Annotated in this window: 25 protein-coding genes; 20 read left to right on the plus strand and 5 right to left on the minus strand. The window is 47.5% G+C overall.

Annotated elements, in window-relative coordinates; all coding sequences use genetic code 11:
• Window positions 1-2: 2 nt before the first annotated feature.
• Genes thiS through ACXAGL_RS15385 form a run of 3 tightly spaced genes read left to right on the plus strand, consistent with a single transcriptional unit; the run spans window position 3 to window position 1,992 of the window.
• Complete coding sequence (gene thiS, locus ACXAGL_RS15375) at window positions 3-206, plus strand: sulfur carrier protein ThiS (RefSeq protein ID WP_474991691.1); 204 nt, start codon at window positions 3-5, stop codon at window positions 204-206.
• A gap of 2 nt (window positions 207-208) precedes the next feature.
• The gene (locus ACXAGL_RS15380; RefSeq protein ID WP_474991693.1) at window positions 209-976 is read left to right on the plus strand and encodes a thiazole synthase; all 768 of its coding nucleotides are present in this window, start codon (window positions 209-211) and stop codon (window positions 974-976) included.
• A complete protein-coding gene (locus ACXAGL_RS15385; RefSeq protein WP_474991695.1) occupies window positions 973-1,992 on the plus strand; it encodes a thiazole biosynthesis adenylyltransferase ThiF in 1,020 nt (339 codons plus the stop codon). Before ACXAGL_RS15380 ends, ACXAGL_RS15385 begins: the two co-directional genes overlap by 4 nt.
• A 332-nt stretch (window positions 1,993-2,324) precedes the next feature.
• On the opposite strand, the gene ACXAGL_RS15390 is transcribed toward ACXAGL_RS15385, so the two are convergent.
• Window positions 2,325-3,134, minus strand: a complete 810-nt coding sequence (locus ACXAGL_RS15390; protein WP_474991697.1) for a ZIP family metal transporter — start codon at window positions 3,132-3,134, stop codon at window positions 2,325-2,327.
• Between the two features lie 219 nt (window positions 3,135-3,353).
• On the opposite strand from ACXAGL_RS15390, the gene ACXAGL_RS15395 reads away from it, so the two are divergent.
• Genes ACXAGL_RS15395 through ACXAGL_RS15410 form a run of 4 tightly spaced genes read left to right on the plus strand, consistent with a single transcriptional unit; the run spans window position 3,354 to window position 6,979 of the window.
• Window positions 3,354-4,058, plus strand: a complete 705-nt coding sequence (locus tag ACXAGL_RS15395; RefSeq protein WP_474991698.1) for a FadR/GntR family transcriptional regulator — start codon at window positions 3,354-3,356, stop codon at window positions 4,056-4,058.
• A 57-nt stretch (window positions 4,059-4,115) separates the two neighbouring features.
• Window positions 4,116-4,832 (plus strand): (Fe-S)-binding protein, encoded by a 717-nt coding sequence (locus ACXAGL_RS15400; RefSeq protein ID WP_474991700.1) that lies wholly within the window; start codon window positions 4,116-4,118, stop codon window positions 4,830-4,832.
• Between the two features lie 16 nt (window positions 4,833-4,848).
• A complete protein-coding gene (locus ACXAGL_RS15405) occupies window positions 4,849-6,285 on the plus strand; it encodes a LutB/LldF family L-lactate oxidation iron-sulfur protein (RefSeq protein WP_474991702.1) in 1,437 nt (478 codons plus the stop codon).
• Window positions 6,272-6,979: a LutC/YkgG family protein gene (locus ACXAGL_RS15410; protein ID WP_474991704.1), complete on the plus strand. Its 708-nt coding sequence runs from the start codon at window positions 6,272-6,274 to the stop codon at window positions 6,977-6,979. The genes ACXAGL_RS15405 and ACXAGL_RS15410 overlap by 14 nt, the downstream gene beginning before the upstream one ends.
• Before the next feature lie 50 nt (window positions 6,980-7,029).
• On the opposite strand, the gene ACXAGL_RS15415 is transcribed toward ACXAGL_RS15410, so the two are convergent.
• Window positions 7,030-7,236, minus strand: a complete 207-nt coding sequence (locus tag ACXAGL_RS15415) for a hypothetical protein (protein WP_474968232.1) — start codon at window positions 7,234-7,236, stop codon at window positions 7,030-7,032.
• 394 nt (window positions 7,237-7,630) lie between these two features.
• Here ACXAGL_RS15415 and ACXAGL_RS15420 point away from each other — a divergent pair, with 394 nt between their 5' ends.
• The 4 genes from ACXAGL_RS15420 to ACXAGL_RS15435 all read left to right on the plus strand — a co-directional run bounded on the left by ACXAGL_RS15420 (window position 7,631) and on the right by ACXAGL_RS15435 (window position 10,212).
• Window positions 7,631-7,771 carry a hypothetical protein gene (locus ACXAGL_RS15420; protein ID WP_474971612.1) on the plus strand — a complete coding sequence of 47 codons (141 nt, stop codon included), beginning with the start codon at window positions 7,631-7,633 and terminating at the stop codon, window positions 7,769-7,771.
• Window positions 7,752-7,949 carry a hypothetical protein gene (locus ACXAGL_RS15425; RefSeq protein WP_474991706.1) on the plus strand — a complete coding sequence of 66 codons (198 nt, stop codon included), beginning with the start codon at window positions 7,752-7,754 and terminating at the stop codon, window positions 7,947-7,949. Before ACXAGL_RS15420 ends, ACXAGL_RS15425 begins: the two co-directional genes overlap by 20 nt.
• Before the next feature lie 122 nt (window positions 7,950-8,071).
• The gene (locus ACXAGL_RS15430; RefSeq protein WP_474968234.1) at window positions 8,072-9,106 is read left to right on the plus strand and encodes an NAD(P)/FAD-dependent oxidoreductase; all 1,035 of its coding nucleotides are present in this window, start codon (window positions 8,072-8,074) and stop codon (window positions 9,104-9,106) included.
• Window positions 9,107-9,231: 125 nt separating this feature from the next.
• Window positions 9,232-10,212, plus strand: coding sequence for a Gfo/Idh/MocA family protein (locus tag ACXAGL_RS15435; RefSeq protein ID WP_474991708.1), 981 nt, complete (start codon window positions 9,232-9,234; stop codon window positions 10,210-10,212).
• Window positions 10,213-11,300: 1,088 nt separating this feature from the next.
• On the opposite strand, the gene ACXAGL_RS15440 is transcribed toward ACXAGL_RS15435, so the two are convergent.
• Window positions 11,301-12,050: an SDR family NAD(P)-dependent oxidoreductase gene (locus tag ACXAGL_RS15440; protein ID WP_474968236.1), complete on the minus strand. Its 750-nt coding sequence runs from the start codon at window positions 12,048-12,050 to the stop codon at window positions 11,301-11,303.
• 272 nt (window positions 12,051-12,322) lie between these two features.
• On the opposite strand from ACXAGL_RS15440, the gene ACXAGL_RS15445 reads away from it, so the two are divergent.
• Genes ACXAGL_RS15445 through ACXAGL_RS15455 form a run of 3 tightly spaced genes read left to right on the plus strand, consistent with a single transcriptional unit; the run spans window position 12,323 to window position 13,464 of the window.
• The gene (locus ACXAGL_RS15445) at window positions 12,323-13,069 is read left to right on the plus strand and encodes an alpha/beta fold hydrolase (protein WP_474968237.1); all 747 of its coding nucleotides are present in this window, start codon (window positions 12,323-12,325) and stop codon (window positions 13,067-13,069) included.
• Between the two features lie 30 nt (window positions 13,070-13,099).
• A complete protein-coding gene (locus ACXAGL_RS15450; RefSeq protein WP_156896435.1) occupies window positions 13,100-13,237 on the plus strand; it encodes a hypothetical protein in 138 nt (45 codons plus the stop codon).
• Between the two features lie 44 nt (window positions 13,238-13,281).
• Complete coding sequence (locus tag ACXAGL_RS15455) at window positions 13,282-13,464, plus strand: hypothetical protein (protein WP_027953909.1); 183 nt, start codon at window positions 13,282-13,284, stop codon at window positions 13,462-13,464.
• Window positions 13,465-13,486: 22 nt separating this feature from the next.
• Here ACXAGL_RS15455 and ACXAGL_RS15460 read toward each other — a convergent pair whose 3' ends face one another.
• Entirely contained in the window at window positions 13,487-14,719 is a 1,233-nt protein-coding gene (locus ACXAGL_RS15460; protein ID WP_281657844.1) for a dicarboxylate/amino acid:cation symporter, read from the minus strand.
• Between the two features lie 132 nt (window positions 14,720-14,851).
• On the opposite strand from ACXAGL_RS15460, the gene ACXAGL_RS15465 reads away from it, so the two are divergent.
• The 6 genes from ACXAGL_RS15465 (at window position 14,852) to ACXAGL_RS15490 (ending at window position 19,409) form a co-directional block, all read left to right on the plus strand.
• A complete protein-coding gene (locus ACXAGL_RS15465) occupies window positions 14,852-15,664 on the plus strand; it encodes a hypothetical protein (protein ID WP_474991710.1) in 813 nt (270 codons plus the stop codon).
• Between the two features lie 280 nt (window positions 15,665-15,944).
• On the plus strand, window positions 15,945-17,360 hold the full coding sequence (locus tag ACXAGL_RS15470; protein ID WP_474991711.1) for a YfcC family protein: 1,416 nt from the start codon (window positions 15,945-15,947) through the stop codon (window positions 17,358-17,360).
• A 111-nt stretch (window positions 17,361-17,471) separates the two neighbouring features.
• Window positions 17,472-17,690 (plus strand): hypothetical protein, encoded by a 219-nt coding sequence (locus tag ACXAGL_RS15475; protein WP_027953913.1) that lies wholly within the window; start codon window positions 17,472-17,474, stop codon window positions 17,688-17,690.
• 115 nt (window positions 17,691-17,805) lie between these two features.
• Window positions 17,806-17,988, plus strand: coding sequence for a hypothetical protein (locus tag ACXAGL_RS15480; protein WP_474991713.1), 183 nt, complete (start codon window positions 17,806-17,808; stop codon window positions 17,986-17,988).
• 26 nt (window positions 17,989-18,014) lie between these two features.
• Complete coding sequence (locus tag ACXAGL_RS15485; protein WP_474971599.1) at window positions 18,015-18,608, plus strand: hypothetical protein; 594 nt, start codon at window positions 18,015-18,017, stop codon at window positions 18,606-18,608.
• A gap of 270 nt (window positions 18,609-18,878) precedes the next feature.
• Window positions 18,879-19,409 (plus strand): YcxB family protein, encoded by a 531-nt coding sequence (locus ACXAGL_RS15490; RefSeq protein ID WP_474991715.1) that lies wholly within the window; start codon window positions 18,879-18,881, stop codon window positions 19,407-19,409.
• 287 nt (window positions 19,410-19,696) lie between these two features.
• Here ACXAGL_RS15490 and ACXAGL_RS15495 read toward each other — a convergent pair whose 3' ends face one another.
• Window positions 19,697-20,161, minus strand: coding sequence for a hypothetical protein (locus ACXAGL_RS15495; protein WP_474991717.1), 465 nt, complete (start codon window positions 20,159-20,161; stop codon window positions 19,697-19,699).
• Between the last annotated feature and the right edge of the window lie 119 nt (window positions 20,162-20,280).

The following is a 20,280-nucleotide window of genomic DNA, read 5'->3' on the forward strand; positions in this document are numbered from 1 at the left end:
TCATGAATGTGAAAATAAACGGCGAGTGGCATGAGATTCCTGACCATCTGGATGATGTCCGTATGCTTCTGAGTCACTTCCAATTGGATAACCGGGTGGTGATGGTGGAACTGAACGACACCATATTAGAAAAAAGCGAGCACGGCCATTCACAGCTGCATGAAGGCGATCAAATGGAACTGGTCCAATTCGTAGGAGGAGGATAATCATGCTTAAGATTGGAAATTTCACGTTTAACTCACGACTGCTGTTGGGGACAGGGAAATATCCTGATTTTGAAACGCAGAAAAAGGCTGTAGACGTATCGGAAACCGATATCCTTACCTTTACCGTCCGGAGAATGAATATTTTTGAACCGCAGCAGCCGGACCTGCTTCAACAGCTCGATGTCGGCCGTTATACACTTCTGCCTAACACAGCAGGGGCGGAAAATGCTGAAGAGGCGGTGCGGCATGCAAAATTAGCCAAAGCTTCCGGACTTTGCGATATGATTAAGGTAGAAGTGATCGGCTGTAAAAAAACGCTTCTGCCCGATCCGGTCGAAACGTTGAAGGCGACGGAAATGCTGCTGGAGGAAGGCTTTACGGTTCTTCCTTATACGTCGGATGACGTCGTCCTTGCAAAACGACTGGAAGAAATGGGAGCCCACGCCGTAATGCCAGGGGCGTCCCCGATTGGGTCAGGGCAGGGGATTCTCAATCCGCATCAGCTGGATTTGATCATTGAACAGGCCGAAGTGCCGGTCATTGTGGATGCGGGCATCGGTTCACCAGCCGATGCAGCAGCGGCGATGGAACTTGGCGCTGATGGTGTGCTGTTGAATACTGCTGTATCTGCTGCCGATGATCCTGTGAAAATGGCGGAAGCGATGAAGCTTGCCATACAGGCCGGACGGCTCGGATTTGAAGCAGGGAGAATTCCGAAAAAGCGTTATGCTGCGGCCAGCAGTCCAATGGAGGGAATGAGCCGAACATGAACGACCGATATTCAAGACAGACTCTGTTCCAGCCCATCGGGGAAAAGGGGCAGGAGAAAATCAGCAGCAAACATGTACTGATCATCGGGGCAGGTGCCCTCGGAACCGGAGCCGCTGAAAATCTTGTGCGCGCCGGGGTGGATAAACTGACGATCCTTGACAGGGATTATGTGGAATGGAGCAATCTTCAGCGTCAGCAGCTGTATACAGAAAAAGACGCAGAGATTCGGCTTCCGAAAGCGGTCGCTGCCCGGCAGAGGCTGGAGCAGGTAAACAGTGAGGTCATCATTGATGCAAAAGTCGTCGATGCGACACCGCTTGAACTGGAGCCCCTTTTGGAGGGCGTTGATGTCATCATTGATGCCACTGATAATTTTGATATCCGGATGATCATCAATGATCTTGCCCAAAAGCATCAGATCCCGTGGATTTACGGGGCCTGTGTCGGAAGCTATGGCATCAGCTATACCATTCTTCCGGGAGAAACGCCGTGCCTGCACTGCTTGATGGAGCAGGTGCCGCTTGGAGGATTGACATGTGACACCGCAGGTATTATCAGTCCAGCGGTCCAGATGGTGACCGCTCATCAGACAGCAGAAGCTATGAAACTGTTAGTCGAAGACTGGGACGCTGTCAGGAAGAAACTCGTTTCTTTTGATCTATGGACGAACCAGCATTCAGCCATCGGCGTCTCCAGCGTGAAAAAGGATGACTGTCCGTCCTGCGGCCGGGAGGCATCCTATCCGTTCTTATCCTATGACCAGCAGATGAAGACAGCTGTCCTCTGCGGGCGCGACTCTGTGCAGATCCGCCCGGCATCGAAGCAGGAATGGAACCTGACCGTGCTCGCCGAGACCCTGTCCGGTCAGGAGGGCAAGGTGGAACAGAACCCGTACCTGCTTTCGTTTACGACAGGGGATAAGCGGATGGTGTTCTTTAAAGACGGACGTGCCCTCATTCACGGAACCCAGAGTGTAGCCGAAGCCAAAACCCTCTATCATCGGTATACAGGATAAAAAAAGCTCAGAGACCCTGTCTCTGAGCTTTTTTCCATTTGTAGAGAGCACGTGTTCTTTTCTAATGCCTCCTGAAGCTCCGGCAAACCGCTTTAAGCTGATGAGCGTTCAAGTCAACCCATCTCTATTTACATCTCGTCATTTAGTAAGGTCTCGTGAAGTGTTTGGTGGTGACGCCTGCGGGAACAGCGCGGATCGAAGATCCACTTGGGCAGGTGGTTTTCCTGCCCAAGTCAGCTGAGGCCGTGCCCGCGGCAAGCATCCACCAAAAAGCGGAACGTGACCACTCTGCATAATATAGGGAGCAGTTCTTCCAATAGGTAAGCACATCGTTATCCCAGCGCGACATCGAGCGTCATCATGATGGCGAAACCGAGCATGAGACTGATCGAAGCGAGGTTCACGTTCCCTTTTTCATGAGAACCCGGGATGATTTCCTTAGCCACGACAAAAATCATCGCTCCGGCAGCAAAGCTTAAGGCATAAGGAAGAATCGGTTCGATGAAAATCACAGCAACGGCACCAATGACGGCCGCAATTGGTTCGACCATGCCGGAAAACTGCCCGAACATAAAGCTTTTCTTCTTGCCCATCCCGTCACGGTGGAGCGGCATGGATACGGCTGTACCTTCCGGGAAGTTTTGAATACCGATACCAAGCGCCAGGGCGACCGCTCCGGCAAGCGTCGATTCCGTTCCGCTCGAGGCAAGCGCACCAAAGGCTACACCGACGGCAAGTCCCTCCGGGATGTTGTGCAGCGTCATGGAAAAGACGAGCAGGGCGGTCCGGTTTTTGGCTTTGTTGTCCTTGATATCTCCTAAATATTTATCAGTGTCCATCTGGGGCAGAAGACGGTCAATCCAGAGGAGCATCACTCCTCCAAGAAGGAATCCGACAACGGCCGGTACCCAGTTTGGTACGGGTCCTTCTGCTGACATCTCAATAGCCGGTGCCAGCAGAGACCAGTAACTAGCCGCAATCATCACACCACCCGCAAACGCCATCATGCTATCAAGAAACTTTTGATTGGCACCCTTGACGAAAAATACAAGAGAGGCGCCTAAGGCCGTCATGCCCCATGTGAATAATGTACCAATAAATGCCTGCATCACAGGATTCATTTCCTTGAATATGTCAATCATGATTCATCACCTTTCTAAAAGTTGCCTTCGTGCAAAATTTGTTTATGCGGTCATTTTACATACGTTAAGAAAAAACGTCAAAAATACAGCCTGCGTTCCTTTAACCTTTCTGGTGTCTTTAAAAACCTTCCGAATCTTTTGTTATTTTTCCGTGAGCGCTTTCAAAGAATGGAAGAATACAGTAAACTGAAATTAAAAGATAGGGTTGGGGGAAGTGGCGTGGAGTATAAACAGATTCGGAGAAAGAAAATTTATGAACAGGTAGCGGATTCGTTATTGGAATCTTTAAAGGAAGGTCGGTTGAAGCCGGGGGATAAGCTGGACAGTGTGGAAGCTTTGGCCAAAAGCTTTGATGTCGGCCGGTCAGCGATCAGGGAAGCGCTCAGTGCGCTACGGGCCATGGGTATTCTTGAAATGCACCAGGGCGAAGGGACGTATGTCAAAACGTTTGATCCTGCCCGGTTCACCGTTCCTGCATCTGTCGCGTTTCTAATGAAGCCGGAAGATATGAGAGAACTGCTGGAAGTCCGGCAGATCCTTGAGGTGGGGGCGGCAGGAGCGGCAGCTTTATCACGGACAGATGAAGACCTTCAAGCCATGGAAGCGGCTCTTTTTGAGATGGAAAGAGCGAAGGGAAATGGGGACATCGGGGAGCAGGCGGATCTGGCGTTTCACATGGCGCTGGTAAAAGCTGCTCACAATCAAATGCTGTTTCACCTCATGCAGAGCGTGTCGGAAATCATGATGCAGGGCATGCGGGAGACAAGGAAGCTCCTTCACACCGAAGAATGCACACGACAGCTGCTGGACCAGCATCAACGGATTTTTTCTGCTATAAAGGAAGAAAAAACCGAGGAAGCGCAGGCATTTATGGTGGAACATTTGAATCACGTCAGAGAATCGCTCAGTGGAATCATTTCGTGATGAAAGGGTTCTACTCCAGTCATCAGATGACCTTATGATCAAAAGGGAGGATGAATCATGAACGTTTCGTTATTTATCACTTGTTTGTGTGATACCTTTACGCCGGATGTGGGGAAGGATACGGTACAGCTGTTGGAGCGTTTCGGATGCGAAGTGGATTTTCCAGCTGGTCAGACGTGCTGCGGACAGCCCGCCTACAACAGCGGGTACACGACCCAGTCCAAACAAGCCGTCAAGCAGATGATTGCCGCCTTTGATGCGTCCGAGTATATCGTTGGTCCATCAGGTTCCTGTGTGCAGATGATGAAAGAATATCCACATATTTTGAGGGACGAACCGGAATGGCAGAAACGCGCAGAACATGTAGCCGGAAGAACCTACGAGCTGAGGCAGTTCATCGTAGACGTTTTAGGCATCGAAGACGTTCGCTCTACTTTTCAAGGTACAGCTACCTACCACCCCTCCTGTCACATGACGAGGCTGCTGGGAGTAAAAGATGCGCCGCGCCGCCTTTTGGAAAATGTCGAAGGACTCACCTTGATCGATCTGCCTCAAGAGGAGGACTGCTGCGGGTTCGGCGGGACATTTGCTGTGAAAAATGCGGCCATATCCGCACAGATGGTCGAGGAGAAAACGTGCCACGTCACGGAGACAAAAGCGGAATACTTAATTGGCGGCGATATGGGCTGCCTCATGAATATCGGCGGACGTTTATCACGGAACGAAGATGACGTGAAAGTGCTGCACATCGCTCAAGTTCTGAACAGCCAATAACGGGGAGGGCGGACAAATGAGTATAAAGATTGGAACGAAAACGTATGCGGACCGGATTCAGGAAGGGATTGACAATACGTTTATGCGCCATGCCGTCAGCTCAGCGCAGGGCCGTTTCCGGACAGGGCGGCTGAAAGCGGCAGAAGAGCTCGGAGACTGGGAGGACTGGCGTACGCTTGGGGAGGAGATCCGCAGGCATACAATGGAAAACCTCGACTCCTACTTGCATCAGTTGAGTGAGCAGGTGGAAAAAAGAGGCGGAACGGTGTTTTTTGCTGAGACGGCCGAGGAAGCCAACGCCTATGTGAAGAAGGTCGCTGCGGAAAAACAGGCCCGGAAAGTCGTCAAATCGAAGTCAATGGTGACAGAGGAAATCGGTTTGAATGAAGCCCTTGAGGAAAGTGGGTGTGAGGTTGTGGAATCGGATCTTGGCGAATGGATTCTGCAGCTGGATGAAGACCCCCCGTCCCATATCGTTACGCCCGCCCTTCACAAAAATAAAAGCCAGATCAGAGAGACGTTCGTCACGAAAAAAGGCTATACGAAAACCGATGACCCGGAAGAACTGGCGGCTTTTGCCCGCGAGCAGCTCCGGCAGGATTTTCTGGAAGCGGATATCGGTGTAACCGGCTGTAATTTTGCCGTAGCCGAATCGGGTACCGTGACGCTCGTCACCAATGAAGGAAACGCCCGTATGGTCAGTACACTCCCGGATACACAGATTGCTGTGATGGGCATGGAACGGATCGTACCGACATGGGAGGAGCTGGAGGTGCTTGTCAGCCTGTTGACCCGCGCGGCGGTCGGGCAGAAACTGACGAGCTACATTACGTCGCTGACGGGCACTCGTCTGGAAAATGAAGTGGACGGCCCGGAAGATTTTCATCTGGTCATCGTCGATAACGGCCGCTCGAAGATTTTAGGAACGGAATTCCAGTCTGCCCTCCACTGCATCCGGTGCGCGGCATGTATCAACGTGTGTCCGGTTTACCGCCATGTCGGCGGACATTCGTACAATTCCATTTACCCGGGACCGATCGGGGCTGTCCTTACGCCGCTGCTGGATGGGTATGAAGAACATAAGGAGCTGCCTTACGCTTCCAGTCTTTGTGCGGCCTGCACCGAAGCCTGTCCGGTGAAAATCCCGCTTCATGAACATTTGATCCGCCACAGGGAAATCATCGTGGAAAAGGAACAGAAAACGACCAAAGCGGAGCGGCTCGCTATGAACGGTTTTGCACAATGGGCCTCGACGCCTGCTGCTTACAAACTCAGTACGAAAATGGCGGGAACGGTATTGAAACCGTGGACGAAGGACGGGTCGATCAAGAATGGACCGGGTCCGATGAAAGCGTGGACGGCAGCCCGGGATTTTCCGGCACCAGCGAAAAAGAGCTTTCGAACGTGGTTTGATGAACGGGAGAAAAGGAGGGAGAAAGATGACCGTCTATAATCGGGAACGCTTCCTGGATCGACTCGCCGGACAATTGGGAAGGGACCGGAGAACAAGGGCTGAACGACCAGCCTACTCCGTACAGCCTCAGGAGCGAGTCTTTCAAGGAGCAGACCAGGACCAGCTGCTGGAAAAACTAAAGGAGCAGTGTAAGGTTATTCATACGAAGTGTCTCGTAACGACGACTGAAGAGCTTGAAGAAATCCTGAGGCATGTATGGGAGGAGGATCACATTCAAACCATCGTCAGCGCCGGCGGTCCTCATCTGGAAGCGTACGGTCTTTCTGATGTCTTTGAAACAATGAGACAGGATGGTTACCATGTTCATGTGTGGGATGAGCAGGAAGGACAGAAGAACGTGACGACCGCAGAAAAGGCCGGGGCCGGCATCGTGTTCAGCGATGTGACCCTTGCTGAATCAGGGACCGTCACCCTTTTCAACGACCGTTGGAACGGAAGGTCAATCAGCCTGCTCCCGGAAACCTTCGTAGCGGTTATCCCGAAAAGCACGCTCGTCCCGAGGATGACGCAGGCAGCAAAAATCATTCATGAGCAGGAGAAAAAAGGGGTGCCTGTTTCCTCATGTGTGAGCTTTATTACGGGTCCGAGCAACAGCGCGGATATTGAAATGAACCTGATTGTCGGGGTGCACGGTCCGGTGAAGGCGACCTACATCGTCGTCGATGATAGGTAAAGTTGAACGAAAAAAAAGGCCGTACACGGAACAGGCACGGCCTTTTTCAATCAATCGTGAGTTTTTGCCCGGTAATAGGCGAAGGCACAAACCACGTATAAGACAGGACCAATGGTAAAGAACAACAGTCCTGAAGTTAAGTAATGGTGATGATGGTAATAGTCCCAATTAAAGAAGAAATGAAGCAGTCCGGACGCCAGGGCAGCGATGGCGATGATGTAATGGAACCATTCATCCTTTTTCAATTTGTCTTTCATAGCGGCTTCCTCCTGTCAATCACGTTGTCCTGCTGGTTGTCTTGGCAGGGGCTGTTCCTATCTTACCATATCCACTTGACAGGTCATAGAAAACAGAACACTTTACATAAGAATAGACAATGAGTATGGGGGAATAGGTATTTTTCATAGAAGTCTGGCCGCTTTTTTAGCTGCTATCAGTTATAGTATCATTTGGAACAACATAAGAAGCCCGGGATATGACAATTCGGTCATGGTTTTCGGCTTTACATTCCCGCTCTTTCTAATCGGAGGAACACTGGCTGACAAGATCATTACATCTATTCACAAAAGCTTTCCGATACGCTCACCGCTTCGTCTTGTTATTTGGTCCCTGGCGGGAGGTGCTGCCGGATGCATCCTGGGTGTTTGCTTTGTGAAATCGGAGGAAGACCTCCTGTTATCAGGCTTAGGGGCGGGCAGTGCCCTGCTTTATGCAGCAGTGCTGAACATGATTAGGTTGTTGAGCTCCCTCATGAACGAAAAGGAGGAGAACTATGAAGACAGCCGGGCGTAAGCTGGAAAAGTTCCGCCGGACGTATGGCGCTCTCCTTGTTTCCTATCCTTGTTTTTATACGTTCGTACATACATGGGGAGAAGGGGGTCTTTTCCTGCCTTGGTTTTTCCTTGCCGGCGGTGTTATCTGCGGTTTGTTCGGCTTTTTTGATCTCCGTCGTGCTATTCCTGGAAGATAATTGTCCACAAAACGGTTTCTGCTTTTAAGCGGGAGCTGTTTTCTTTTTGATGATTCTTATTGAAAATGATTCTCACTTTCACTATAATGTGTGTAACAGATCAAAAAAGGGAGCGGATACATATGCACGATGTGACGATTATCGGCGGAGGACCAGCCGGGCTTTTCTCAGCTTTTTACAGCGGTTTACGAAACATGAAAACGAAAATCATCGAAAGCCACCCGTTTCTCGGCGGCAAGGTGCATGTATACCCTGAGAAAATCGTCTGGGATGTCGGGGGTCTTCCGGCTGTCACCGGACAGCAGTTGATCGATCACCTCGTAAAGCAGGGAACGACGTTCGATCCGGATATCGTGCTGGGAGAAAAGGTAACGTCCATCGAGAAGGTCGACGGTACATTTAAGCTCACCACCCATAACGGACAAGTGCACTGGTCGCAATCTGTGATTGTCGCAGTCGGCGGCGGCATCATCGAACCGAAGAAACTGGATATCCAGGGAGCGGAGAAATTTGAAGTCAGCAACCTTCATTATACCGTGCCGTCCTTTCAGCGCTTTGCCGGCAAGCGTGTGGTCATTTCGGGAGGAAGTCATTCAGCCATCGACTGGGCGAATGAACTGGCTCCCATTGCAGAACGTGTCCATCTCGTTTACCGCCGGGAAGAACTGAAAGGTCATGAAGCGAGTATTGACCTTCTCATCGAACAGGGCGTTGAGCTGAATGAGCAGTCCGCCATCCAGGCGTTGACCGCCAATGAAGCAGGAACGGAGATCAGTCAGGTTACGCTCACCCATCCGGAACACGGGGTAAGAACGCTGGATGTCGATGAAGTCATCATCAGCCATGGCTTCAACCGAGACGCATCCCTTCTTGACCAAAGCCCGATCCCGCTGGAGCGGGTGGATGACTTTTTCATAAAAGGCTCTGCCCAGAGTGCCTCCTCGGTCCCGGGCTTGTTCGCTGCCGGTGACATCCTTCATCACGAAGGAAAGCTTCACTTGATTGCCGGGGCCTTCCAGGATGCAGCCAATGCCGTGAACCTGGCCAAGCAGTATATCGATCCAGAGGCCAGTGCCCGTGCGATGGTCTCCTCCCACAATGAGCGTATGGATGAATACAATAAAAAATGGAAGGAAGAACAGCTGGTTTCTTCCTGACCGAAAAGCCTCTGCTTAAAGCAGGGGTTTTTTCTTTTTCCGAACAGGGAAATGCTTCGTTGGCGTGGAAAGAAGAAAAGGGAGTGCTATTTTACATCATTGAAACAAGACAGGAGGAGTAACAAATGAATACAGTCCGATGGGGAATCATAGGATGCGGCAATGTCACAGAAGTCAAAAGTGGTCCGGCATTTCAACTTATCGACAACAGCTCGCTCACAGCGGTTATGAGAAGAGACGGGGAGAAGGCTGAAGACTACGCCCGGCGTCACGGTGTTCCGAAATGGTATGACAAAGCGGAAGCACTGATTCATGATCCTGAAGTGGATGCTGTCTACATAGCCACACCGCCTTCCTCTCATAAGGAATATACGCTTATGGCAGCAGAAGCGGGCAAACCCGTTTATGTGGAGAAGCCGATGGCAGACCGTACGGAAGCTTGTGCCGAGATGGTGGAGATTTGCGAAAAGCATGGCGTACCTCTGTTTGTCGCCTATTACCGTCGATCACTTCCGAGGTTTTTAAAGGTTAAAGAGCTGCTCGACAATGGAGCTATCGGGGATGTCCGGTTTGCATCCATCCAACAGACGCAGCGTTTAACTGAAAGAGACCAGCAAGGGAACTGGCCGTGGCGCGTCATGCCTGAAACGAGCGGCGCCGGGTTGATTTATGATGTGGGGGCCCATACCCTCGACCTTTTTGACTATCTTCTGGGTCCGCTGAAGGACGTAAAAGGCACCGCCTGTAACCTCGCTGACGTGTACCCGGCAGAGGATACGGTCAGCGGAACGTGGCGGTTTGAATCTGGAGCGGCAGGCACAGGCGTGTGGAACTTCTCCTCTTACAAACATGAAGATAACAACAAGATCGTCGGCTCAAAAGGAGAAATCCAGTTTTCCACGTTTGATGACAAACCGGTGAAGCTGCTTACAGAAGAGGGAGAAGAAGACTTTACTATTGAACATCCCAAGCATATCCAGCAGCCTCATATCGAGTCGATCGTTCATGAGCTTACAGGCAAAGGGACGTGTCCGAGTACAGGGGAAACGGCTCTTCGCACCAACCGTGTGATGGATGAATTGTTAAAAGACTATTATGGAGGTTGAGTTGTGTTTGTCATTATCTCGAAATTGAGTCTTCAGTGAAAGGGCAGGAGACTCAGTTTCGAGATATGAGGCGGAATTGGATGATTTTTGAAAATTTAAAGTAAGCTGCTCGTAATATATAAAGAAAGGCGGTGTGAAACATGTCTCAAGAGGTGCTGTTTCTCTTAGTTATCATATCTATGGCTGTATGGGTTATGGTGTCTAAAGAAGCTGTAAAACCTTCAAATAAAATAAACCGGTGGAAAATGATAACATTATTGTCTGCTGGTTGTTTATCTAGTTTATTTATAACGATCACTCTTTTCCAAAGCCTGTCGTAGTTTCAATAAATGGATTGTAGTAATTGATTCGCACACACCTCGAAATCAAGTCTTCTATAAGTGGAGGCTGAATTTTAAGAGGTAATGTTCATGCGGTGTTTTTTTATAATATACTTAAAAAAATAAAGGAACATTCTGGTGGAAAAAATTATGGAGCAAAATAAAGATGAAATAATGATGAAGTATATTGTAGTTAGTGTTTTTTCATTGCTGACTGTAAGGAAGTTCGAGAAAGTAGAGAAATTAAGAAAAGATTTAAAAGAACAGAAAGAACTAAACCATGATTCTAATAGAATATAAGGAATAACATAATATGGAAGATCTCATTTTCCAAAAATAAAAGACGCCCTAAAAAGGGCGTCTTTGCGTATTGCGGCGAGTGACAGCACTCCACATTAGTGCCTTGCCATAAAGGCGCGTCAATCTCGTCTTATGCAATTCAGCTCATCGCTGGATAAGTGTAACATAAGGCAGCTGTTAAATTCAATAGAAATTTTCCTTAATGAATTGATGTCTTTATTAATCAAAGGTTACTTAGACATACCTTGACCCTAAGATTTAATTTATGCGGGTGATTATTCATTACGAATAACTGCCTTTTCTTTAACTAATTATACAAGAAGAGTTGAGAAGGACGCGGTTTCGAGGTATTGCATTAGCTGAGAGAGATAAATGCTTATTTTGTCAAATAGGAAGTTGCGTGTAAATCATCGTTTATCTGCAGCCTGAAAAAAGGTTCCACGTTTAAGACGTGGAACCCTTTTGGTTTTATTTGGCGTTCGTGAAGCCGCCGTCGATGCGGACCACTTCGCCATTGATATACTGAGCTTTCGATGTAAGCAGGAAATTGACAAGCTCGGCCACTTCTTCTGGTGTTCCGAGCCGCTGCTGCGGAATTCCTGCTTCTGCGCTTTTCTTCATTTCCGGGTTCGCCTCAAAGTAGGAAGCGACCATTGGTGTTTCGGTCGGACCTGGGGCTACGGCGTTGATCCGCAGACCGTCTTTGGCATATTCGGCCGCCATACTCTTCGTAATTCCTACAAGGGCGTGTTTCGTGGCGGAGTATGTGACAACCGTTGTCTGTCCGATGACTCCGGCACTGGAAGCGGTGTTTACGATAGCGCCTCCGCCGTTTTTAATCATCACATCGGCTACATAGCGGATGCCGTACATGCTTCCCATTAAGTTAATATTGATGATCTTTTCAATCTCTTCGATATCTGTATCTAAGTAGTATTTTCCGCTCCCGGAGATGCCGGCGTTGTTGAAGAAGTAATCGATGGTACCGAACTTTTCGACGGTTTCATCGACATATTTTTTCACTTCTTCCGCTTTGGAAACGTCAGCCTGTACAAAAATCGCATCAGGTCCGATTTCTTTTACCAGTTTGACGGTTTCCTCTCCCGCTTCCTCGTTGACATCAACGACGGAAATGTTGACACCTTCTTCTGCCAGTCTCAGTGCAGCGGAACGGCCCAGGCCACTGCCGCCTCCTGTAACAATTGCAACTTTACTCATCATGATAACCTCCTATGTCAATAGTAGAAATGATGTGTTTCCGGTGTTTCATGTTTATTATAGAAGTCCTTGATGAAAAAAGAGAAGCAAACTGCTCAGAGTTATACGTGGTTAAATTTTCCTATAGAAATATATGGGTGAATACCGGTTCGTTTGCCAGGGTTATCTTGTAATAAACAACTTAATTGGTAAACTATGTTATTATTTTCATAAGAATGATAAAGCAGGTTTTATTCTTTATCGATGGGGATGAGAGAGGGAGGAGGGGCGTTATGATATTGCATTCGATCATAGAAGGGGAGGGAGATCCTGTCGTTTTTCTTCACGCAGGGCTTCAGACGGGGGAGAGAGATTTTGTGGAACAGCGGGAATCGCTGAAATCTACCATGTGTGTCATTGCTCTGGATTTAAGAGGGCATGGAAAATCAAAGAGTGATGATCTGGGTCATTATTTTGAAGCATGCGCGGAAGATATCAAGGATACGCTCGATCACTTAAAGCTGAAGCGCGCCCATCTCATCGGTGCCTCTATGGGAGCCTTGGCTTCGGTAGTCTTTGCGAAACGGTTTCCGGAGTATGTGGCTACGTTAACGACTTCAGGGATCATGGCGGACAAGCCGGATCACTGGCTGGAAATCCATGAAAAAGAAGCGGCTTCTCAAAGACAGCTGCGTAATGATAAAGACATAAATCAACATTTCACAGAACTGCACGGACCAGGTTGGGTGAAGCTGCTGGACCTTGCACAGGATGAGAATTGGTATCCATTTTCTTACACAGAAGACTTGGACGGGGGAAGTATTCCTGTTCTTTGTATCGCCGGTGAAGAAAATGAGTTTGAAACAGCCACTGTTTTGAAATATAAAAGAAATCATAAGCATGTTCACGGAGCGGTGGTCCCATTTGCCTCCCATTTGGTCCATCAGGAGAAGCCGGAGGAATTCAATCGTTTCCTCCATCAGTTTTTAGAAAGCTATCCGTTAAAAAGATTCCAAGAGGTGGATGGTTTAGGTTTATAGATGATCCATCCATGGGAAAGGAAGTCCTTTATGGGTTTAGTGCTTATTTTTATTATTATTGTAACGGCCATATCCATTGAACTGCAGCTGCGGAAATTGAATAAAACCAACGAACAGATTTTGAAACACCTTCAAGAAGGGAATAGAGAAGGAAAAGAACTTACGTAGTCAGGCTTACAGGTAAAACCTATTCACAAAAAGGATGATGAATCATGAGAAGGCTGCAGGCAGCAGCGCTTGTAGGACTGATCATCTGTCTCGTGCTTTATCTGACGGGGTATAAGAACACCTTGATATACGAAATGGCTTTCTTCATTACTATTGGACTGACACTATGGTGGACGGTGGTCAAATGGAAGTGGAGACGCAGAGAAGTAGAAAGAAACCGGACTTGATGGGTAATCAAGTCCGGTTTTTTCATGCTGCCTGGTCAGCGTTCTTTTCTTTTTTATCAACGACGGCGGATCCGACGATATCACCAAGCACGTTAGAGGCTGTGCCGGCCATGCCGATCAGTACATCCACGCCGGCGATGAGGGCGACAATTTCAAGCGGCAGGTTGAACATCGTCAATACCGCAGACAGGGTGACGAGCCCAGCCGCCGGGATGCCTGCTGTTCCGATGGAAAGCAGCGTGCCGACAGCGACGATGGTAATAAAATCGACGGCAGAAAGATCGAGCCCTGTGATGTTGGCGGCAAAGACGATAGAAACCCCCATGCGCAGTGCGCCTCCATCGGAATTGAAAACCGCTCCGATCGGGAGGGAGAAGTGGGCGGTTCGTTCGGATATGCCTGCTTTTTTAGCCGCTTCAACAGCTACCGGCAGGGATGCAATACTGCTGGAAGTGAAAAAGGCGGTCACGTAGGCATCTTTTGTCCGGCTGAAAAATTGTCGGATGTTCACTTTGGCATACATCAGAAAACCGGTATAGACGAAAATCCAGAGAAGTGCGACGCCTAAATAGAAAACACCGGTAAAGGCGAACAGAGACTGGAAGGTTTCCCATCCTTGTGTGGCAAATGTAGAAGCTCCAATAGCGAAAATCCCGATGGGTGCATAAAGCAGGATTCCTTTTAACAGAAGGAAAAACATTTCATTAGCGGCACGGAAAAAGCGGTATAGAAGATCGCCGTATTCCTTATGCTCCTCTGTTCCACGGAAACGCATTATGGATAACGTCAACCCGATGATGACAGCGAGGAAAAGGATGCCCATCAGTTCACCTGAGGAGAACGCCTGGAACAAGTTGTTCGGGACGATATTCAGCAATACATCAGAGAATCCCGGTGTCTCCGGCTTCTCAACATCAGCAGCAGGGAGGGTGAGGCCTGTGCCCGGGTTGATCCAAAGCGCAAGTCCGACCCCGATTAAAACAGCGGCCGCTGTCGTTATGCCGTAATAGCCGAGCAGCTTACCACCAAGCCGGCCGAGGTGTTTCGGACTGATTTCATTGATAGCCAGGACGACGGTCAGGAAAATGACGGGAACGGCGATCAGATTGAGAAGATTGATAAGGATGGTTCCCAGCGGCTGGACGATTTCCATCTCGGGTCCGACGACAATGCCCGCTGTAATACCAAGGACGAATCCGATGGTCATTTTTAATAGAAAAGAAGAATGTTTGTATAACTGCCAGATTTTTTTCATAGGTTACCCCTTTCTTTCTTGTACAAAAGTACATTATAACAGCAACTCATCCAATCCGGTAATCATTCATCCTTGAAAGATTGAAACCCGTATATTTCCTGAAACGTACAATAAATGGAAGGGAGAGTTTTCATGATTGCCGATATGTATAAAAGAAGAGAGCGGACCGCGTACAGTCTTTTAATCCTTGTGCTGCTCATTACAGCTGGGGTGATTATTTTTATGAGGCCGTCAGGAACAGAAGAGTGGATGGAAACGGGATTCTTTCTCTTTCCGATCCTCCTCCTGATTTTCATTTCGCTTTCAAGCCGGAGGAAATACAACAAAGTCCGAAATATGGCTATCGAAGATTCCACTCGTTCATTAAAGGAACTGGATCATCTCGTTATCCAGCCGGATGCAGGCTTGTACCCGAGGCTTCTCGCTTTTGAGAAAAACGGAGCATATGTAGGAATGTTGAAAGTGGATGACCTGCCATGGTGGAGCCGCCCGCTCGTTGCCTTCCGTTCCTCTTTTCTGTCTTTTATTCCCTGCACCTTTCGTTTTTACTCCAATGAAGGGAGACCGTTGTTTTCCCTGCATAGGAAAGGGTTTAAGGAAACGGTGGTGGCAATTGATAATGAGAAGGAGGAAAAGGTGGGCTCTTACATACAAAAGGAATTCAAAAGCCTTATCCATATGAAGGGGATGATAAAGAATTCACGGGGGGAGGAGGTCTTATTCGTGCAGGCTTCCGGGTTATCCGGGGATTTCACATACAAGGATGAGACCGGTCACACCTGGGCCCATTTTTATAACGGACGCTTTCCTATCGAATATACCCGGATCTTCCGTGATATAGACAATGATATGGTAGAGTTATCGGATACGCTGACAAAGGAAAACAAGACACTGCTGCTTGGAACGATCAGCTTTTTATTCATCGAGCGCCTTTTACGGAAATAAAAACGCTTTCGTCCTGTGAATTAAGAAAATAGGAGGGAGCTCCTCAGATGGTTCCTCCTGCAAATGACCCCGCTGCTCTTCATGAAGCAACGGTTTTTTGTAACTATAGTCCTGTATAAAGTAGAAGAGAGGGATGATGAGTCAACATTTTGTTTCTTTTAAATTTTGCAAATATTCATAGGAACTTATATACTATACAACATCCATTTTAGGAAATCTTTACGTTTCATAGGCAGGAAAAAGAAACTATGAATACAAATTCAGGAGGATTGTATCGTATATGAGTGTACCAGCAGAGAAGACAGAGATGCAGCATGAGAAAAAACGCCGGTGGGAGATGCCGGATACGTACGTCATTTTATTTGCCGTTCTCCTTGCTGCAGCCATTGCTACCTATTTCGTCCCCGCCGGAACGTTTGAGCGGGAAACCGTCGATGGGGTGGAACGTGTGGTTCCGGGCACCTTTAGTGCCGCTGACGGATCCCCGGCCGGATTTATGGACATTTTCATGGCGCTTCAGGAAGGAATGATCCAGTCCGCCGGGATGATCTTTTTAGTCTTGTTTGCCGGTGGAGCCTTCGAAGTGGTTGAACGTTCAGGCGCGGTCAAGGGAGGAATCCTGAGAGCGGTCCATTTGACCCGGGGGAAAGAGTTCTGGCTCATCGCTGTCGTCTCCACGTTATTTGCCATTGGTGGAGCGGTCGGTGTAATTGCGAACGCTGTCATTCCGTTCGTAGCAATCGGAGTCATCATTGCCCGGGCGTTGAAGCTCGATGCGATTGTGGCGGTATCGATTACGTTCGGAGCGACGTTTGCCGGGTTTAACGTAGGTTTCCTGAACCCTTACACCGTAGGAATTGCTCAGTCGATTGCTGACATCCCTTTGTTTTCAGGGATGGCGCTGAGAATGACTGCGTTCGTCGTGATCGTCGGGGTGACCATTGCTTATACGTGGAGATATGCGAAAAAGTTGTTACAGGATCCGTCGAAAAGCTTGATGGGTGTCTTGGATGAAGGGGAGGAAAAAGGGGGGTTAAAAGCACCGTTCACCACCCGCCATAAATGGCTGCTCGGTTTTGTCGGGGCTTGCCTTGCCTTTTTCATTTACGCTACAATCCAGTTTTCCTGGACGATCAATCATATGTCCGCCTTCTTTATCGTCATTGGTCTTGGAGCGGGCATCATCGCTGGTATGAACTACAATAAACTGGCACTGACGTTTCTCGATGGATGTCAGAAGCTGGTGTACGGCGCTCTGATCATCGGTGTTGCCCGGGCTGTGCTTATTGTGATGGAGAACGCCAAGATCCTTGATACAGCTGTACACGCCCTGTCGGTTCCTCTGCAGGAACTCACCCCTGTCACAGCTGCGCTCGGTATGTTTGCGGCGAATGGAGTCCTGAACTTTCTCGTCCCATCCGGAAGCGGTCAGGCGATGATCGCCATGCCGATTCTATCACCGCTGGCGGATATGGTCGGGATTACCCGCCAGGTTGCCGTTCAAGCGTATCAATTCGGGGACGGGTTTACGAACAGCATCTTCCCGACGTCAGGCCCGCTGATGGCCAGTCTGGCCGTTGCAGGAGTTCCGTGGATCAAATGGGCGAAATGGATGCTTCCCCTGATGCTGATCTGGGTCGTCATTGCTGTCGTGATGCTCTCCATCGGGGTTGTCATCAACTGGGGACCTGTATGATCACAGGATTTTGAAAAGGAATTTCTCTTCTTCATGTCGAATAAATAAAAGAGCAGGACAAGGTCGTCCTGCTCTTTTAGAAACTCAAGTATGATGGAGGAGGAATGCATCATGTCCGGGGTATTTTCTATGGAACAGACGGTTGATGTACTAAAAAATAAGGGGCTGTCCAATCGGGATATTCTCTCCAACGTCGACAGCAGTCACTTTCCATTTGAACAGGAAGATATCGTTATGGCCTTCATTGATCTGCAGATTGAGTGTTCTTCGGACGAAGATTATGACAAGCTTGTGAATTACTTATATGGATTTAAAAACAACGCCTCCTAACTTCAGCCTCCGGCACCAGCTGCCGGGGGTTTTCCTATGCCTTTTATGAAAAATTAAGTTGAGGGTGTGGTATTTTTTTGAAATAATGGATAGGTCTGATTCAGGAGGTGTCAGTGTGAAGGAATATATCCGATTCTTTATATGGATGATCGTTGGCCTGACGATCTTTCAGGTTCTTTTTTCAACGTTTGAGGACGGATGGATGGGGATTGCAGGGACAGCTGTTGCTGCTACCTTCTCCAAGTGGGCCATCGATAATTTCATGAAGAGTCGAATGAAAACATCAGAGAATCACTAAATGAGAAGGAAAGAAGTGATCATTCATTGTTTACCAGCCACAGCAAACTGGAAGTTAAGCCGCAATCTCTCTATAAAAGTCAGAAGCAGCAGTTTTCGATTCGGGCAGGTGGGGCGTTGATCGGGATGATCGAAGAAACAGCTGAGTCGGCGTCCAGCTGGAAGGATCAGCTGCTTCAATGGGTCAGCTTACATTTTATATGCAGTAAACATTTTCGTATGACCAACCCTAAAGCTGAGCCTGTGGCTGTCTTTAGTAAAAAGAGAGGACTGAATCAGCAGATCGATATTTTTGGCCGGGATGGGAAGCGGGTGGCCGTCCTTGAGCAGAAATTAAAATTCAGTTCTCAACGGTTGAGCGTCCGGGATACAGTTGGCCGCCTGTTGCTTTCGGCGGAGGGAAAGAATGGGTCACTGGATTTTGTGGTATATGAAGAAGGTGATCCTTCCTCAAAGCTCTCGACTATCAAAAAACGGTCGATTCCATATCCGACAACAAAGGAAGCTTTAGTGTCCATGGATCATTATGAGGTCAACAACCGTAGTGATCTTTCTGAGTTTCAACAGCTGTTGATCCTGATGATCCCGGTCATCGTCTTTGATCAGTTACATAATGCTTGAAACGGACTTGGAGTCCCAATCTATAAATCTGTCAGGGTGGTGTGTGTATGTATGGGTTCGAGCATGTGCCTCAATGGTACTATTGGAGTGCCATCGTTGTCTTTATTCTTTTCTTTATTATAGCGAAGTGGTGGATGGATAGAGATTAGAAGGGTTGGATGAGAAATCAACCGCCGGAACCAATATCAATGGGGTGAAAGTGGATTCAGAATGTGAACGACTATAAGAGGTGAAACTTTCATCCGTATCCATTGTCGAAAGGGAAGTTGTATGGAGAACATAGAAACAGAAGTTCAAGGGGTATTAACGTTTAAGGATGTCCACACGTTTATGCGGTTGAAAATGCAAAGATCAATAAAGCGTGTGGTCTTATTCTCTTTTTTAATATTAACGGGATTCTTTATCTCATGGTCTCAGGGACACTGGCTGGTCAACATTGTGTTTTCTGTAATGGAAGCTTTATTGTATACCTTTTTCCTCTGGCTGTTATGCCGGTTATTCGTCTATATGACCACACGTCTAACTTATGCGAAAAACCGGCATTTACAATCACCCATCACTTATCAATTATCTTCAGAAGGTGTTATTCAGAAGGGAAAAAACGCGTATTTATTACTGGAGTGGGATGAACTCACCTCTATAATGGAAAGAGAAGAGCATTTCTTCTTATCCGTTTACCGCACGAAAATTTTTATTGTGCCGAAGCATTTCTTTTCATCTAAAGAGCAGGTGGTTAATTACCGCAAGGCTTTGGATCAGTTTGCGGGAAGCAGAACGAAAGTGGATCTGAAAAAAGGATAGATAGGAAAGTATCGACTGGATCGGTTTCGCATATGAAGGACGAATCCGTGAGGCAGAGATGCTCGGGAAGACGCACGTGGATCATGACATTTATGCCCTCCTTAGATGAGGAGTTAACAACTTAGTAATGAGTGTAAATAAGAGGATAGTAGGATCAATAAATTTTTAATGTTATAACCTGATACGTGTCATAAGGACCATAGACCTAACACAAAAGCCCCCTTAACTTAAAGAAAAGGGAGCTTTTGTGTAGGAGGTGTTTTTGGCATACCTTATTTCAGAATATACTACATAATATCTGATATGTTGATGTTTATTTTATTAGCAAAATCTTGTACCTTCTGTTTTTCTAAAATAGAAATTTGGACACCTACAGGTTGACCTGCTGTATTACTAATAACCAATGTACTAGTATAGGAATTTAATAGAGGGATTGCTCCAATTATAGTCAAAAATAAACCACCAAATATTGAGTTGTCAAATGAGCTCAATCCTATTAATACTAGTATTAGTCCGAAAATTAATCGTCTTAAATGAAGTTTGGTTGACACTCCAACACTTGCAATATTTTTTAATGGATATGTAATTTCTTTGCTGCCAAGGGGGATCATCCCAAAAAGGGTATTGGGTGTTTTCCCCATTATTCTTTTATTTGTTAGTGAGAAATCGGACTTCAACCAAGACAAAACTAGGTTCTGCGTGAAATCTTCAGATACTTGGACGTTTTCATCCTTACCTAAGGGTAAACTCATTTAAACACTCCTTATAATTTTATGTAATCTATTATACCTAATAATTATCCAAATGTATTCTTTATTTGAAAAAAATGTATAAATGTTTTATGTCTCATTTCTATTTGATCTTTTCTTCT

Source organism: Halobacillus sp. ABA4_118 (assembly GCF_056160205.1).